This is a genomic window from Tunicatimonas sp., from assembly GCF_049647865.1.
Lineage (GTDB): Bacteria > Bacteroidota > Bacteroidia > Cytophagales > Cyclobacteriaceae > Tunicatimonas.
Genome location: NZ_JBARYM010000088.1, coordinates 1 through 13112, shown reverse-complemented (window position 1 = coordinate 13112; position 13112 = coordinate 1). Strand labels below are relative to the sequence as shown.

At 44.0% G+C, this 13112-nt stretch carries 16 protein-coding genes; 9 read left to right on the top strand and 7 right to left on the bottom strand.

Translation table 11 applies throughout. The annotated features are described in order from the left end of the window. The 3 genes from WBA23_RS03100 to WBA23_RS03090 form a co-directional block, all read left to right on the top strand. On the top strand, positions 1–720 hold a 720-nt coding region (locus tag WBA23_RS03100), incomplete at its 5' end, for a MutS-related protein (RefSeq protein ID WP_424580785.1). Positions 721–958: 238 nt separating this feature from the next. Beyond that, a complete protein-coding gene (locus WBA23_RS03095) occupies positions 959–1441 on the top strand; it encodes a KdsC family phosphatase (RefSeq protein WP_424580784.1) in 483 nt (160 codons plus the stop codon). 3 nt (positions 1442–1444) lie between these two features. Next, the gene (locus tag WBA23_RS03090; RefSeq protein ID WP_424580783.1) at positions 1445–3598 is read left to right on the top strand and encodes a BatA domain-containing protein; all 2154 of its coding nucleotides are present in this window, start codon (positions 1445–1447) and stop codon (positions 3596–3598) included. 33 nt (positions 3599–3631) lie between these two features. On the opposite strand, the gene WBA23_RS03085 is transcribed toward WBA23_RS03090, so the two are convergent. Further along, positions 3632–3799: a hypothetical protein gene (locus WBA23_RS03085; RefSeq protein ID WP_424580782.1), complete on the bottom strand. Its 168-nt coding sequence runs from the start codon at positions 3797–3799 to the stop codon at positions 3632–3634. A gap of 63 nt (positions 3800–3862) precedes the next feature. Continuing rightward, positions 3863–4306, bottom strand: a complete 444-nt coding sequence (locus WBA23_RS03080; protein ID WP_424580781.1) for a hypothetical protein — start codon at positions 4304–4306, stop codon at positions 3863–3865. A 311-nt stretch (positions 4307–4617) separates the two neighbouring features. Between WBA23_RS03080 and WBA23_RS03075 the strand changes: the two genes are divergently transcribed. The 6 genes from WBA23_RS03075 to WBA23_RS03050 are packed head-to-tail and all read left to right on the top strand — an operon-like array spanning position 4618 to position 9633. Continuing rightward, the gene (locus WBA23_RS03075) at positions 4618–5916 is read left to right on the top strand and encodes a dihydroorotase (RefSeq protein WP_424580780.1); all 1299 of its coding nucleotides are present in this window, start codon (positions 4618–4620) and stop codon (positions 5914–5916) included. Beyond that, entirely contained in the window at positions 5913–6479 is a 567-nt protein-coding gene (locus tag WBA23_RS03070; RefSeq protein ID WP_424580779.1) for a DUF4199 family protein, read from the top strand. The genes WBA23_RS03075 and WBA23_RS03070 overlap by 4 nt, the downstream gene beginning before the upstream one ends. A gap of 38 nt (positions 6480–6517) precedes the next feature. Beyond that, on the top strand, positions 6518–7033 hold the full coding sequence (locus tag WBA23_RS03065) for a DUF4199 domain-containing protein (protein WP_424580778.1): 516 nt from the start codon (positions 6518–6520) through the stop codon (positions 7031–7033). Further along, positions 7033–8010 carry a glycosyltransferase family 2 protein gene (locus tag WBA23_RS03060; RefSeq protein WP_424580777.1) on the top strand — a complete coding sequence of 326 codons (978 nt, stop codon included), beginning with the start codon at positions 7033–7035 and terminating at the stop codon, positions 8008–8010. The genes WBA23_RS03065 and WBA23_RS03060 overlap by 1 nt, the downstream gene beginning before the upstream one ends. A 2-nt stretch (positions 8011–8012) precedes the next feature. Further along, the gene (locus WBA23_RS03055; protein ID WP_424580776.1) at positions 8013–8993 is read left to right on the top strand and encodes a glycosyltransferase; all 981 of its coding nucleotides are present in this window, start codon (positions 8013–8015) and stop codon (positions 8991–8993) included. A gap of 58 nt (positions 8994–9051) precedes the next feature. Further along, complete coding sequence (locus WBA23_RS03050) at positions 9052–9633, top strand: DUF4142 domain-containing protein (RefSeq protein WP_424580775.1); 582 nt, start codon at positions 9052–9054, stop codon at positions 9631–9633. A gap of 26 nt (positions 9634–9659) precedes the next feature. On the opposite strand, the gene rfbC is transcribed toward WBA23_RS03050, so the two are convergent. The 5 genes from rfbC to WBA23_RS03025 all read right to left on the bottom strand — a co-directional run. Beyond that, positions 9660–10190, bottom strand: a complete 531-nt coding sequence (gene rfbC, locus WBA23_RS03045; RefSeq protein WP_424580774.1) for a dTDP-4-dehydrorhamnose 3,5-epimerase — start codon at positions 10188–10190, stop codon at positions 9660–9662. Positions 10191–10296: 106 nt separating this feature from the next. Next, the gene (locus WBA23_RS03040; RefSeq protein WP_424580773.1) at positions 10297–10851 is read right to left on the bottom strand and encodes a GNAT family N-acetyltransferase; all 555 of its coding nucleotides are present in this window, start codon (positions 10849–10851) and stop codon (positions 10297–10299) included. 20 nt (positions 10852–10871) lie between these two features. Further along, complete coding sequence (locus WBA23_RS03035; protein ID WP_424580772.1) at positions 10872–11870, bottom strand: NAD-dependent epimerase/dehydratase family protein; 999 nt, start codon at positions 11868–11870, stop codon at positions 10872–10874. Next, positions 11867–12814, bottom strand: coding sequence for an NAD-dependent epimerase/dehydratase family protein (locus WBA23_RS03030; protein WP_424580771.1), 948 nt, complete (start codon positions 12812–12814; stop codon positions 11867–11869). Before WBA23_RS03030 ends, WBA23_RS03035 begins: the two co-directional genes overlap by 4 nt. A gap of 3 nt (positions 12815–12817) precedes the next feature. Beyond that, positions 12818–13112: sugar phosphate nucleotidyltransferase (locus tag WBA23_RS03025; RefSeq protein ID WP_424580770.1), on the bottom strand; the 295-nt coding region annotated here is incomplete at its 5' end.

Sequence of the window (13112 nt, the reverse complement as noted above, 5' to 3'; positions counted from 1 at the left end):
GCTTACGAAGCAGTCGCTAAAACTGCTACCAATCTGAACTTGCAATATCCTGAATACTTAAACTCTTCTAATCCCAGTATTGAAGTTGAAGGCTTATTTCATCCGTTGTTAGAGCATCCAGTTAGTAACGATTTTATAATTGGTACTTCAGGTAACCTTTGTTTTCTTACCGGAGCTAATATGTCCGGAAAATCAACCTTTTTAAAATCCTTTGCCATCGCCGTTTATTTATCGCACTTAGGCTTGCCGGTACCTGCTAAAAAGATGACTACAACTGTTTCCAACGGATTGTTTACTACTATCAATCTTTCAGATGATTTGAATCAAGGGTATAGCCACTTTTACCACGAGGTTAAGCGAGTTAAAGAAGCTGCTTATAGAATTAAGGAAGAAGGTAAAATGATTGTGATTTTTGACGAACTATTTAGGGGAACCAATGTGAAAGATGCCTCTGAATCATCGTTATCGATCATATCTGCTCTAGCAAATATACCAGATAGTCTCTTCTTAATCTCAACTCATATAATAGAGATAGCCGAAAAGCTTGGTGATAAGAAGAGTGTTTTCTTTAGGTCATTCAATACAAAACTAGAAAATGATGAGCCAGTGTATGATTACAGAATGATTAAAGGAGTATCTAAGGAGAGCCTTGGGGCACTAATTGTCAGAAGAGAGCGAATTATAGAGCTACTAGCGCAAAAAAAGACGAATCAGCCGTAGTCACCATCTATAGCTACTAAAAGGTTAAGCTAGATGAACGATCTGCCAAACATTAGTTAGATTTTGTTTTGTAGCTAGGAAAGAAAAAATCAGACAATTCGTACAGATTTAGTAAAAGGGCAACCCAAAGCTAAAAAATACTAAGTTTTAGGGTTTAGAGTTTTGTGTTCAGAGTGCTGAATTACGATATGTTTACTACTTTGAACTCTGAACTCTGAACTCTGAACTCTGAACTCTGATGAACATTGACCCTAGCAAAATCCGCTTACTTGTTTTAGATGTAGACGGCACGCTAACCGACGGTGGTATTTATATAACTGATAAAGGCGACGCTTTTAAAAAATACAACGCTAAAGATGGAATGGCTATTAAACGACTTAATCGGCAGGGCATGCCAGTAGCGTTTATCAGTGCTAGCCATAGTGCCAAGAATGTAGAGCATCGAGCGCAAATGTTAGGAGTAGAATATTGCTATGTGGGTAGCGAACCCAAAACGCAGATACTAGAGGGTTGGATGAAGACGTTGGGCATACAGTACTCAGAAGTACTATTTATGGGCGATGATATTAATGACCGTGAGGTGATGCAAAAAGTGGGTGTTTCTGCCTGTCCGGCTGATGCCTCTCCGGCTATTCGTGAGATTGCTGATATTGTTTTGGAACGACGGGGGGGGGATGCCTGTTTTCGAGAATTAGTAGATCGTTACTTTCCAATCAGCTAGCGCATGAGTTTTGTTTATCCATCGTTTTTGTGGGGTTTACTAGCATTGGCTATTCCGATTATTATCCACTTGTTTAATTTTCGGCGTACCAAAAAGATATATTTCAGCAACAATCAGTTTCTGAAAAATGTCAAGGAGACGACCACCTCCAAACTGAAGGTAAAGCACCTGCTCATTTTATTAGCCCGCTTGGCGTTCATCACGTTTTTAGTTCTCACCTTTGCCCAACCTTATCTACCCGGAGAAAATGATGAAGCAGGATCGGGAGAAAATCCACTGGTATATTTATACCTGGATAATTCGCTCAGCATGTCGTCGGAACTAGAAAATGGGGTGCGAGGTATTGATCAAGGAGTTGGTTTTGTGGATGAAATTGCAACCTACTATCCGCGCAATGCTCAGTACAAACTGCTAACTAATGGTTTTGGAGGTTTTTCCCGAGTACCCAAAAGTAACGAAGAGTTAATTGATCTGGTAGCCGATGTTTCCCTCACCGGAGTAGCCCGTAGCCTGGATGAGGTTTTACAGAAAATTCAAAGCGATGTGCAGCTAATGGGTATGCAGGGTAGTGAAGTAGAGCGGGCAGACGTATACTTAATCTCTGATTTTCAAAAATCTACCATTGGTGAAATACAGGGAAGCAAACTGGGTGAAGATACTACCTTACAAGTGAATCTGGTACCGGTACAATCCTCGTATCGGCATAATGTATTCGTAGACTCAATGTACTTGGCTAATCCATTTATGATGGCTGGGCAAGCTAATGAACTAACTGTAGCGTTGCGAAACGAGGGAAGTGAATCGGTAGAAAATCTCATTGTGCGCTTGTTAATTAATGAGCAGCAAGTGGGTAGTGGCAGTGTTAATATCAACGCTTACGCGACTAATACTGTCAATTTCCCGCTTAACTTTCCACTGGAACAGCAAAATCAGTGTCGGATTGTCTTTGAAGATTATCCCGTCACTTTTGATAACGAGTTTTTCTTCACGCTCAATTTAGGTGATAAAATTAATGTGCTGGAGATCACTTCTAACTTGGCAGCTAACCGGATAAACAGTACGACGAATGTAGCTAGAGTATATGCCAACGAAAGTGTTTTCAATTTCCAATCTTTCAGCATTGATAATCTAGATTATAGCCTATTAGATAATACCAACCTGTTGATCTTAAATGAGATAGAAGGAGGTAATCAAAACGCCTCGGTGCTGTTACCCTATATTCGCGAATTTCTGGAAGACGAAGGGCATATGGTATTTATTCTACCCTCGAGTGGCGATGTTTCTTTTCTTGGCGAAGTTACTCAAAACACATCATTAGCCGCTCAACGGCAAACCTATACAGATTCCACCGGAGTACGTACCGTTGCCTTGGCAAATCCTGATTTGGCGAATCCCTTTTTCGACAATATGTTTGAGGGGGGTGCCGATAATTTTGATATGCCCTTTGCTGTCCCATTAGTGAATCACAACCTGCCGGGTAGTTCGTTGCTACGTTACAAAACAGGCGATCCGTATCTGCTCTCGCTGCGAACGCCTTTTACCTCGGGCGATCAGGTTTTTGTGTTTAGCACTCCGTTGCGACAGGAGTTTACTAGCCTATATCGCCACGCGATCTTTGTTCCGGTGATGTATCGCCTGGCTTCCATGAGCAAATCATTAGACGTGCCGTTGTACTATCCGATGGACGAGAATACCATCACCCTGGAAGCTTCACGCTTACTAGATTCGGCCAGCCGTACGGCGACAGGGCAACGCTACTTGTACAAACTACGCCGTAATGAACAGGAACTGATTCCCTCGCAACGAGTTGTGAATGGACGATTGTTGATGGAGGTACCTCAAAATGTGATTGAGGCTGGATTCTACGATTTAATTCGTACTGAAGAAGCGGCCGATGCAGCAAACAGTGCCGTAGGGTTACTCTCACTATCTTTTAACAATACCGAGCTAGAGTCACTGGTAGAGCCCTATACGGTTGATGATCTTCAGCAGCAAATTGATGGAGTAAAAGGCGTTTCTTTGTACGAAGCCGACGACGTTGAAGGCTTTACCGCCCTAATGCAATCCAAAAATGATCAGGTTGCTTTGTGGAAATACGCTCTACTGTTAGCTTTGGCTAGTCTGCTAGTTGAAATTCTGCTGATTCGTTTTTTGTAAGCGGCTTAGCTCACTTTGTAGATAGCATTAATTCTATTTTTCAATTGATTTTCTAATCTTCTGAATTTGTTTTAGCGATGTATCAGCAATTTGAGCAATCTGCTTATCCGAAAGTAATCCAGATTTTAGCATCGCAACAATCATTTCTTCCTTTCCTTCCTGATAGCGCACATCCGTTTTAATATCGTTAGTAAGTGCCATTGCTTCCGTATGTTTTATGATTTTTGGTTGTAGCTGACGTAAGTTAGCCAATATCTCGATCGCTCAGCGACCCGATTGTCGAATGTATCTCCTTAATTTTCGTTCGTCTTTAGCTAACTGTTGTAGCTTTTGTAGTATCTTGGGAATAACAGTATCTACCTCTTGCTTCCTAAAACTACTCAGAATTGCTAGCACAGCTTCTTCCGGTTGGGTGGCATCATTAAGAAGATTCTGATAATTAAGCTCGCGAATGTCTACTAAAGAAAAGCGATAATCTAGCTGGGCTTGGTTCAGAATGGTAGCCATGCGGGGTTTACTCGACCCGATGAATACTACATATTGTTTTATGGGTTCTCGATATTTTTCCCAGAGCATAGCGTAGTACAAGAGCATTCTGTTAGCCATAGTCAGCTCATCTTTCACCTGAAATTCAATGTGTAATAAGTAGGAGGATTGGTTGTCTTCGTGGGCGGTAACTCGTTTTAGTAAATCGGGCTTTCGTTCCAACGTAGTTTATAAATCATCGGGTAGCTCCTCTGTAGTTTTGATGGGTAAGCCCAGCAGCTTATCGGCTAATGGAAGAATTAGCGCTTCCATATTTTCCTTCAGTATTTTGTCGTAATCTTGTGCCATACGTTCGTTGTTGAAGGTTCAAATATACTAGTCCACAGCCAATAGTACTCGGCATCTGGTCTACAGTCCACGGTTAGCAGCTCACATTTTTTCAATAGGCATACAGCAAGCTGTCAACTGTAGTCTATTGACAGTGGACTATTACTGATAAACTATTAACTTTGTCCGCAGTCATCAATCTTCCTATGAACGTCTGGTTAAAGTCCGTTACCCTTCTCGAGCCTTCTTCCCCATTTCATCAGCAACGAGTTCATTTATTGATCCAGGACGGAGTAATTACCCGACTGGAAGCCGCGGATGAAACTGACCCGGACATGCAGGCGGATCGCATAATTGAAGGCGATGAAGTACGAGTATCAATGGGCTGGTTGGACATGCAGGCTCACTTTGATGATCCGGGTCTGGAACATAAGGAAGATTTATTCTCCGGTAGCCAGGCCGCGGCCGCGGGAGGGTTCACTGAAGTGGTTTTGCTTCCCAATACCGAGCCAGTGTTGGATACGAAGAACGATCTACATTATCTATTAGGTCGCTCATTAGATTTAGTGAAAGTGCATCCGTTAGCTGCCGTTACCCGCGGGGCCGAAGGGCAAGAGCTAACAGAAATGATTGACCTTCACCAAGCCGGCGCGGTTGCCTTTTCAGATGGATTGAATGCGCTCACCCACCGGCAAGTATTGCTGAAAGCAATGCAATACACGCAGAAATTTGGCGGACTGCTAATTAACCGCCCAGAGGATACGCAGCTTACCCAATTCGGCACCATGCACGAAGGAGTGCAAAGCACACTATTAGGAATGAAAGGACTGCCCAGCCTATCGGAAACATTAGCGGTAGAGCAGCACATCCGATTGTTACAGTATGCTAGCGAGTTTGCGTACGATCACCCGCCCCGATTGCATCTTAGCAATATCTCCGCTGCTGAGTCTGTAGCATTAATTCGCCAAGCGAAGCAGCAAGAACTCGCCATCACCTGCGATGTAGCCGCGCATCAGTTGATCATGACGGATCAACTGCTAGCTGATTTTGATACGAACTATAAAGTAAACCCCCCGCTGCGAACAGAGGCTGACCGATTGGCTTTATTGAAGGGCTTAAGCGATGGCACAATTGACGTAATCGTATCTAGCCACCAGCCGCAGGATATTGAAAGTAAACGCTGTGAGTTTGATCTAGCCGAATTTGGCATGGTAGGATTGCCCACGTTCTTACCTACTTTGACTCAGGTAGTATCCGAGGCCTTACCGTGGTGGTCGCTACTGGATCGCTGTACGCATCTACCGCGCGAGTTACTGAAGCTACCGCTACCTAAAATAGCCGAAGGTGAAACTGCTAATCTTACCGTGTTCGACCCAACAGCAAACTGGAATTTTAATGAGTCAACTAGCCCTTCTAAATCTAACAACCATCCTTGGTGGGGCAACACACTTACCGGAAAGGTGCTGGCTGTGTTTAATGCTGGTCAACAATATTTAGCACCATGACGGAAAAACCACTTAACCGGGATATCCTTTCTGTAGGCTTAAAATACGGACTGGTTGGTAGCGTTATCGCTATTGGTTTATTCTTTGCCATGAAGGGGTTAGGGGAAAACCCATTGATTTGGACCACCCCAAAACTGATCTTGTATTCTATTATCTTTATATTATTTCCCTTGCTGGCCTTGGCCGAATTTCGTCGCTATCACTGGGAGGGAAAGTGGAAGTTTTGGTACGGATTGGTGCTAGGCATTGTAGTGTACGGAACCATTTGCCTGAGCACGTTTTTAACAGATTATATGGTTATGTTAGTAGATAGTAACCTAGTCACTTCTTACCAAGAGGCATCATTACAGTCGTTGGAAAGTAGGCGAGACGAGTTCTTGGAGCAGTTTGGCGAAGAGCAATACAATCAAACCCAGGAAACCATTACTATGATTACTGCCGCAGAAATTGCCTTGGATGATTTGCTGAAGAAGCTATTGCTTGGTTTTTTCTTAACCGCAACCATTGCACTAGCCGTTAATATTATTTCATCTTTGCGTTCTCGTACCATTTCCAACTCATAAGTTCTGTTATCTTTGTAATCACACTAACCCACTGCTTTATGAACCACTCGGTTAGATATGGCCTAATTCTAGGGGCTTTAAATGTAGTATTTACAGCCGGAGTTTTTCTGATTGACTATAAGCTTATCCAGAATCCGCTAATAGGCTTTCTTATATTCGGAATCACAATAGCTATTCTATTTATAGCTGGGTTTGAACTACGGAAAAAGAATGGAGGTTATCTTTCTTTCAAAAATGCTTTAAAATCTTCTTTTATCATTTATGCTATTGCCGCAGTGCTGGTTGTAATGTATAACTTATTACAGTACAATGTGCTTACGCCTGAGATTGCTGAAGAACTTCAAAAGGAAACACTCAATCAGCAGGTGATGGTGTGGGAAAGCTTTGGCATGAGTGATGAGCAAATTGATGAAAGTGCTGCTGCCATGGAGGATCGAAACCTATTTGGCCTTACCTGGCAATTGGTAGGATTAGCCGGAAATTTATTCTTTGGATTGATTATCTCATTAATTGTAGCCGCTATCGTTAAGAAGAAAGAACCAGAGTTTGATTAATGAATAAAGATCTGTCCATAATTGTTCCGCTGTACAATGAAGAAGAATCTCTGGTAGAACTGTGTACTTGGGTTGCCCGGGTAATGGACGAGCATGGGTTTCGCTACGAAGTATTGCTGGTAGACGATGGCAGTAGAGATCACTCGTGGAAGGTAATTCAGGAAATCTCCGAAGCTAATCCTAATGTGCAGGGGCTACGCCTAAACCGCAACTACGGAAAATCAGCCGCGTTGCAAACCGGGTTTGACCATGCCCAGGGCGACGTAATCATTACGATGGATGCCGATTTACAGGATAGCCCCGAAGAGGTTCCCGAACTGTACGCCATGATTCAGGAGCAAGGGTACGATTTAGTATCCGGCTGGAAAAAGAAACGCCACGACCCAATTAGCAAAACCATTCCTTCCAAGTTATTCAATGCCACTACTCGCCTTATTTCGGGAGTGAAGCTGCACGATTTTAACTGTGGTTTGAAATCGTACCGTCGGGAGGTAATAAAAAATATTGAAGTCTACGGCGAAATGCACCGCTACATTCCCATGATTGCGGCTCGCAATGGTTACACTAGTATTGGCGAAAAAGTGGTGCAGCACCAGGAACGAAAGTACGGAGTAACCAAATTTGGCTTAGAGCGGTTTGTCTTTGGATTTCTCGATCTGCTCTCAATCAACTTCGTTTCTAAGTTCAAAAAACGACCGATGCACTTCTTCGGAACGTTAGGTTCGCTCTCGTTTCTGTTTGGGCTAATTGTGACAGTTTGGTTAATTGTTGATAAAATTTACCGAATTCATAATAGCCTATTAGTGCGAGAAGTAACTGATCAGCCGTTATTCTATCTGGCATTAGTAGCAGTAATATTGGGCGTACAGCTTTTTCTGGCAGGCTTTTTAGGAGAGATGATCACTATCCACTCGGGTAAAAAGAACGATTATCTGATCACCGAAAAAACCCAGCAGCTCGAAAGAAAAATGGTGTAGGTATGTTTTATTCACTGATTATTCCGGTGTATAACCGTCCCGAAGACATACAAGAAGTGCTGGAAGGGTTGACCCAGCAAACCTACTCCAATTTTGAGGTAATCGTAGTAGAAAGTGGCTCTACTGTTCGGTCAGATCAAGTGGTGGCTGATTTTCAAAACCAATTGGATATTCGCTACGCGCCTACTGGCAACCACGGACAGGGGTTCTCCCGCAACTACGGAATGGAACAAGCCAAAGGTGACTACTTTATTATTCTGGATTCCGATATTATAATTCCGCCCGACTATTTGCAGCACGTGCATCAGGGTATTCAACAACAACAGCTCGATGCCTTTGGTGGACCAGATCGGGGACACTCTTCTTTCACTCCAGTACAAAAAGCGGTTGATTTTGCGTTGACCTCTTTTCTAACTACCGCCGGAACCCGTGGCCGTAAAAAACAAGTGGGAGAGTACCATCCCCGAAGTTTTAACATGGGGTTTTCGCGGGGAGTGTACGAGGCTACGGGTGGTTATCGCCTTCCCAATTGTGGCGAAGATATTGACTTGAGCATTCGTATGCATCAACAAGGCTTCAAGGTAGGGCTTATTCCTGAAGCCTACATTTACCACAAGCGCAAACGAACCCTCGCTGGTTTTTGGCAGCAAATGGTATGGTTTGGAAAGTCGCGAATCAATTTGGCGCGTCTGTTTCCGGGTAGCCTAAAGCCTATCTACTTTCTTCCGTTAGCTTTTTACGCGTATCTGCTTCTCACTTTACTTCTGCTATTCATTGTGCCTTCCTTAGGACAGATGTTTTTGGCTATGCTAGGATTCTACGCAGCTGCAATTATTGTTGAAGGTACTGTGCGGTATAAATCGCTTCGGGTGGGGCTTTTAAGTGTTTTTACTGCCTTCATCGTATTTCTGGGCTACGGCTACGGGTTGGTGAAATACTATTTTCAGCAGTCAGAAGCGTATACCCTGCCCGCTCGAGCCTAGCAAACATTTGAAGGCAAGCCGAGGTTTATGGTTTAGAACCTAAACCATTTTTTTAATTATGACTTACCGAATAACCTATTTCTTTTTTACATCTATCTGCTTATTCTTTCTAACCAGTTGCGGAAGCAGTAATCAGTCAGCGGAAGAAAGTGCTACTGAAACGGAGGTGGTAGCTACCCAAGAAAATGCTGGTGATCTGACGGAAGATGCTACATCGCCGCAAGACCGGGTTTTATTGGCCGCTATGAGCTTTCGTATGCAGGATCAGCTAAGCCGAATAGCTCAGCGAAAAGCGGAGAATCCAGCAATAAAGCAGTTGGGACAATCTATTGTAGAATCTAATGAACAAGCATTGTCCATGCTAAATAACTTAGCTGAAGCTACCGAAACGCAAGTTCCGGAGTCGCTATCTCCCATTCAGCAAAAGATAATAGATAGCTTGGATCAACTTTCAGGTAGTGAATTTGATAAAGCATATCTGGAGGCTTTAGCGAAAGACCAGCAGCAAAACATCGATAACTTACAATCACTGAATACCGAAATAGACAACCCAATTATTCGGGATGTATCTACCGGATTAGTGGATATACAAGAGCCTCAGTTAGAGGCAGTGCAGGAAGCACAGAGCGAAATGATGTAGCTCACGCTTATTTAGGGAATCATTATTTACGGTTGAAAGTCAGGATGATTCGCATCTTTTTCCGAAACGATGGGCTGCCGGGTGGGCCAGTCTACATCAAATGTGGGATCATTCCACCGAATGCCCCGTTCTTTACCGGGGGCGTAGAATTCAGATACTTGGTAGAATACTTCACAATCATCTTCCAACGTAATAAACGAGTGGGCGAAGTGCTCAGGAACGTACAACGTCCGATGGTTATCGGCGGATAGTTCTACCGCCACGTGCTGACAGTAGGTGGGTGATTCTTTCCGCAGATCAATAATCACGTCTAAGATACTACCCCGAATGCAGCGAACAGTTTTGGCTTCTTCCGCTCCTTCCACTTGGTAATGAAAGCCTCGCAGCGTATGCTTTTCTTTAGATAGTGACATATTGCACTGAGCTACGGCTGGATTCAGTCCGTGCTCCCGAAATTCATTCGCACAAAAAGCCCGGGCAAAAAAGCCCCGATCGTCTTCAATTTTCTTTAGATCAATAATATAAGCTCCCGCCAGTTTGGTTTCAGTAAAGATCATATACTCAATGGTTCTATTGCTCTATTGTTAAATGGTTGACTGCTATTCCGGAACGAGTCCGGGATAGGTTAGTCATTAGTTCTTTTTCATTTTCCACTATCCTTTGTCAATTGTACATTGCCTTCCAATCTTCTTCTAAAATAGCGTATTCGTAATTATTTACCCAATTTTCACGTATGGGTAATACCTTCCGTTTGCTGCCTTCGCGTTGCATACCCACTTTTTCCAGCACCCGAACCGAAGCGATATTTTCGGTGGCGCAACCCGCTTCAATTCGGTGCAAATGTAACGCTCTGAAGCTAAAATTCAGTACTGCGGTGAGAGCTTCGGTGGCTAAGCCTTGTCGCCAATGTGAGGGAAGTAATTTATACCAGACCTTGCCTGATCGAAATCGTTCTTCTCCCAAGTGCAAGGCAATTAATCCAATAAAATCCTGATTATTTCTGTCAGAGATTCGCCAAGAGAAATGGCGAACAGGTTCTACCCGCTGCTGATGAAGCCACTGCTGAACAATTGCTTCTGTAGTCGCCTTATTTTTAGGAATACCTAGCGTGTTATACCGGTCAGTTTCTGGCAGAGAGTGTGAGTGATGAATATCATCTAAGTCGTCTGATGTGATAATCTTCAGTTGAAGGCGGTCAGTGGTTAATTTTGATTGCAAATTTGGAAAATAGTGACTGGTTACTGAATCAAATTCAATCGCTTTTTAAGTGTGCGAAGTCGGACAAACTGGTCACCTTCAAAATCCTGTTCGCTGAATTGGTGCTCAACCAGTTTTTGGTGTAGCTCCTGCATTCCTTTTTGTAAAGTGTACTCCAGTTCAAAATTGGGGAGTACAGAGTTGAGTAAGTCAAAGTTAACCTTATAGTTGCGGGGGTCTTCGCCCACCTCTCCGGTATACACGATTTCAGCATCCGGTAGCAGTTTCTGTACTTCATCAGCTACATCCTTCACCTGAAAGTTCTCTTTATTTCCGCCTACATTCACCATGAGGTTGTGCACTTTGTCACGAGAGGCTTCGCCTAAAGCCACGAAGGCTCGGGCAATATCTTTACAGTGAATGAGCGGACGCCAGGGCGAGCCGTCACTTTTAATCGCGATATTTCCCTTGGAAACGGCGCAAGCCAGTAAGTTATTCACTACCAAATCAATACGAAGCATAGGCGAATGGCCGTAGGCAGTAGCGTTCCGCAGAAAGGTGGGCGAGAAATTCTCATCAGCCATCGCTGAAATTCTCTTTTCCGATTCAATCTTAGATTTAGCATAAGCCGTAAGTGGGTTCACCGGATCGCTCTCGTCCATATCTAGCTTGGCACCTTTGCCGTAGATCGAACAACTGCTGGCAAACAGAAAGCGTGATACTCCGGCTTCTTTTGCCATCTCCGCCAGTTTTACCGAGCCTTCCAGATTGATTTGGTAGGTGAGTTCAGCATCAACATCGCCCATTGGATCGTTGGATAAAGCGGCTAGGTGCATCACCGCATCAAAGCCCCGCAAATCGTCAGTACGTAGGTCACGCACATCGCGATTCCATTCGGTCTGGGGTGCAATAACTTCTTCCCAAGCGGTGCCCTGGTAGAGGTTGATATCACAACCGGTAACCGTGTGGCCGTTTTCAATGAGCAGTGGCACTAAGTGGGCGCCGATATATCCTTGGTGGCCAGTGACCAGTACGTTCATGGTTTATTCTTTAGCATATGAAAAATAGCAGTGGCTTCTTCTTGAAACCGCTGAGTCAGCGAATAACTTATCACCGATTTAAGTTTCTCGGCGCTCACCCGCAAATCGTCGGGATACTCATTTTTGTCTTGCTCATTGGTCATAATTGGTAATTGCTTATCATATTCATTCTGATAAGCAGTTTGCACCTCCTCAGCTACGTCTAGCATAGAAAACGTTTGCTCACCGCAAATATTGAACGTATCGTTGGGGGGCTGCGGAAGTTGCAGTATTTTCTCCACAATACGGCAGACATCGCCCATCCAAATGAAGTCACGTGTGGCTTTTCCGTTGGATTTTAACATAATTCTCTGCTCGGTAGCGGCCATCCGGGCCAGATCGTTCAATACTAAATACCATTTGGAAGAATTGTAGTCTTTGGGGCATCCGTAGCTATTGGTAAGCCGGAAAATAGTGTAGGGCAACTGATGATTCGCGTGAAATTGCTTCACGTAGTATTCAGCAAACAGATGAGTGGTTCCGTAGTCGTTCTTAGGTTCGGGCGGCAAATCTTCGGTAATTAACCCGCTGCGCCGCCCGTAGATTTGAAAGGTGGAAAAGTACACAAAATGGGGCTTAGCCTCCGGGTAACCGGCAAAATGCTCCAACAAATTACGAGTACCTAAAGCATTTACCAATAGCGCGTCTCGCGCAAAATTTGGTTTAAAATAATCGTTGACGCTGGCCGTATGAATCACGCCATCGAACCGGTGCGGTGCAAGTGAATCTTCTACCTGCCGGGCATCTGAAATATCACAAGTAATCAATTGAAAGTTCGCCTCGGTGATGATAGACCGGGGGCGACTCGTTAGTACGTGCACTTCGTAGTCGGACTGCTGAGCGAAATAATTGGTAAGCCAACTGCCTAGGTTTCCTAATCCACCGGTGATGAGTAGTTTTTTCATAGACTACCAAATTTTCCACTGTGGGTTTCCTTCACTCCACATATCTTCCAACGTGCGCTTGTCGCGCAGCGTATCCATACATTGCCAAAACCGGTGGTGTTTATAGGCGGTAAGCTGACCATTGGATACCAGTTGGCGCATAGGTTCCCGCTCAAACATAATATGGTCGCCTTCAATATAGTCTAGTGCTTCCGGTTGACACACGAAGAAGCCGCCGTTGATCCAGCCCCCTTCGCCTTCGGGTTTCTCCTCAAAACTTTTTACCACTTGGTTGTCGCCAAACCTCATCGCTCCAAAC

What these genes read in the sequence shown, in the direction of transcription:
- WBA23_RS03050 (WP_424580775.1), top strand. Translation starts at nt 9,052, where the DNA reads ATGACTTACCGAATAACCTATTTCTTTTTTACATCTATCTGCTTATTC.
- WBA23_RS03070 (WP_424580779.1), top strand. Translation starts at nt 5,913, where the DNA reads ATGACGGAAAAACCACTTAACCGGGATATCCTTTCTGTAGGCTTAAAA.
- rfbC (WP_424580774.1), bottom strand. Translation starts at nt 10,190, where the DNA reads ATGATCTTTACTGAAACCAAACTGGCGGGAGCTTATATTATTGATCTA.
- WBA23_RS03065 (WP_424580778.1), top strand. Translation starts at nt 6,518, where the DNA reads ATGAACCACTCGGTTAGATATGGCCTAATTCTAGGGGCTTTAAATGTA.
- WBA23_RS03090 (WP_424580783.1), top strand. Translation starts at nt 1,445, where the DNA reads ATGAGTTTTGTTTATCCATCGTTTTTGTGGGGTTTACTAGCATTGGCT.
- WBA23_RS03095 (WP_424580784.1), top strand. Translation starts at nt 959, where the DNA reads ATGAACATTGACCCTAGCAAAATCCGCTTACTTGTTTTAGATGTAGAC.
- WBA23_RS03085 (WP_424580782.1), bottom strand. Translation starts at nt 3,799, where the DNA reads ATGGCACTTACTAACGATATTAAAACGGATGTGCGCTATCAGGAAGGA.
- WBA23_RS03030 (WP_424580771.1), bottom strand. Translation starts at nt 12,814, where the DNA reads ATGAAAAAACTACTCATCACCGGTGGATTAGGAAACCTAGGCAGTTGG.
- WBA23_RS03035 (WP_424580772.1), bottom strand. Translation starts at nt 11,870, where the DNA reads ATGAACGTACTGGTCACTGGCCACCAAGGATATATCGGCGCCCACTTA.
- WBA23_RS03075 (WP_424580780.1), top strand. Translation starts at nt 4,618, where the DNA reads ATGAACGTCTGGTTAAAGTCCGTTACCCTTCTCGAGCCTTCTTCCCCA.
- WBA23_RS03060 (WP_424580777.1), top strand. Translation starts at nt 7,033, where the DNA reads ATGAATAAAGATCTGTCCATAATTGTTCCGCTGTACAATGAAGAAGAA.
- WBA23_RS03055 (WP_424580776.1), top strand. Translation starts at nt 8,013, where the DNA reads ATGTTTTATTCACTGATTATTCCGGTGTATAACCGTCCCGAAGACATA.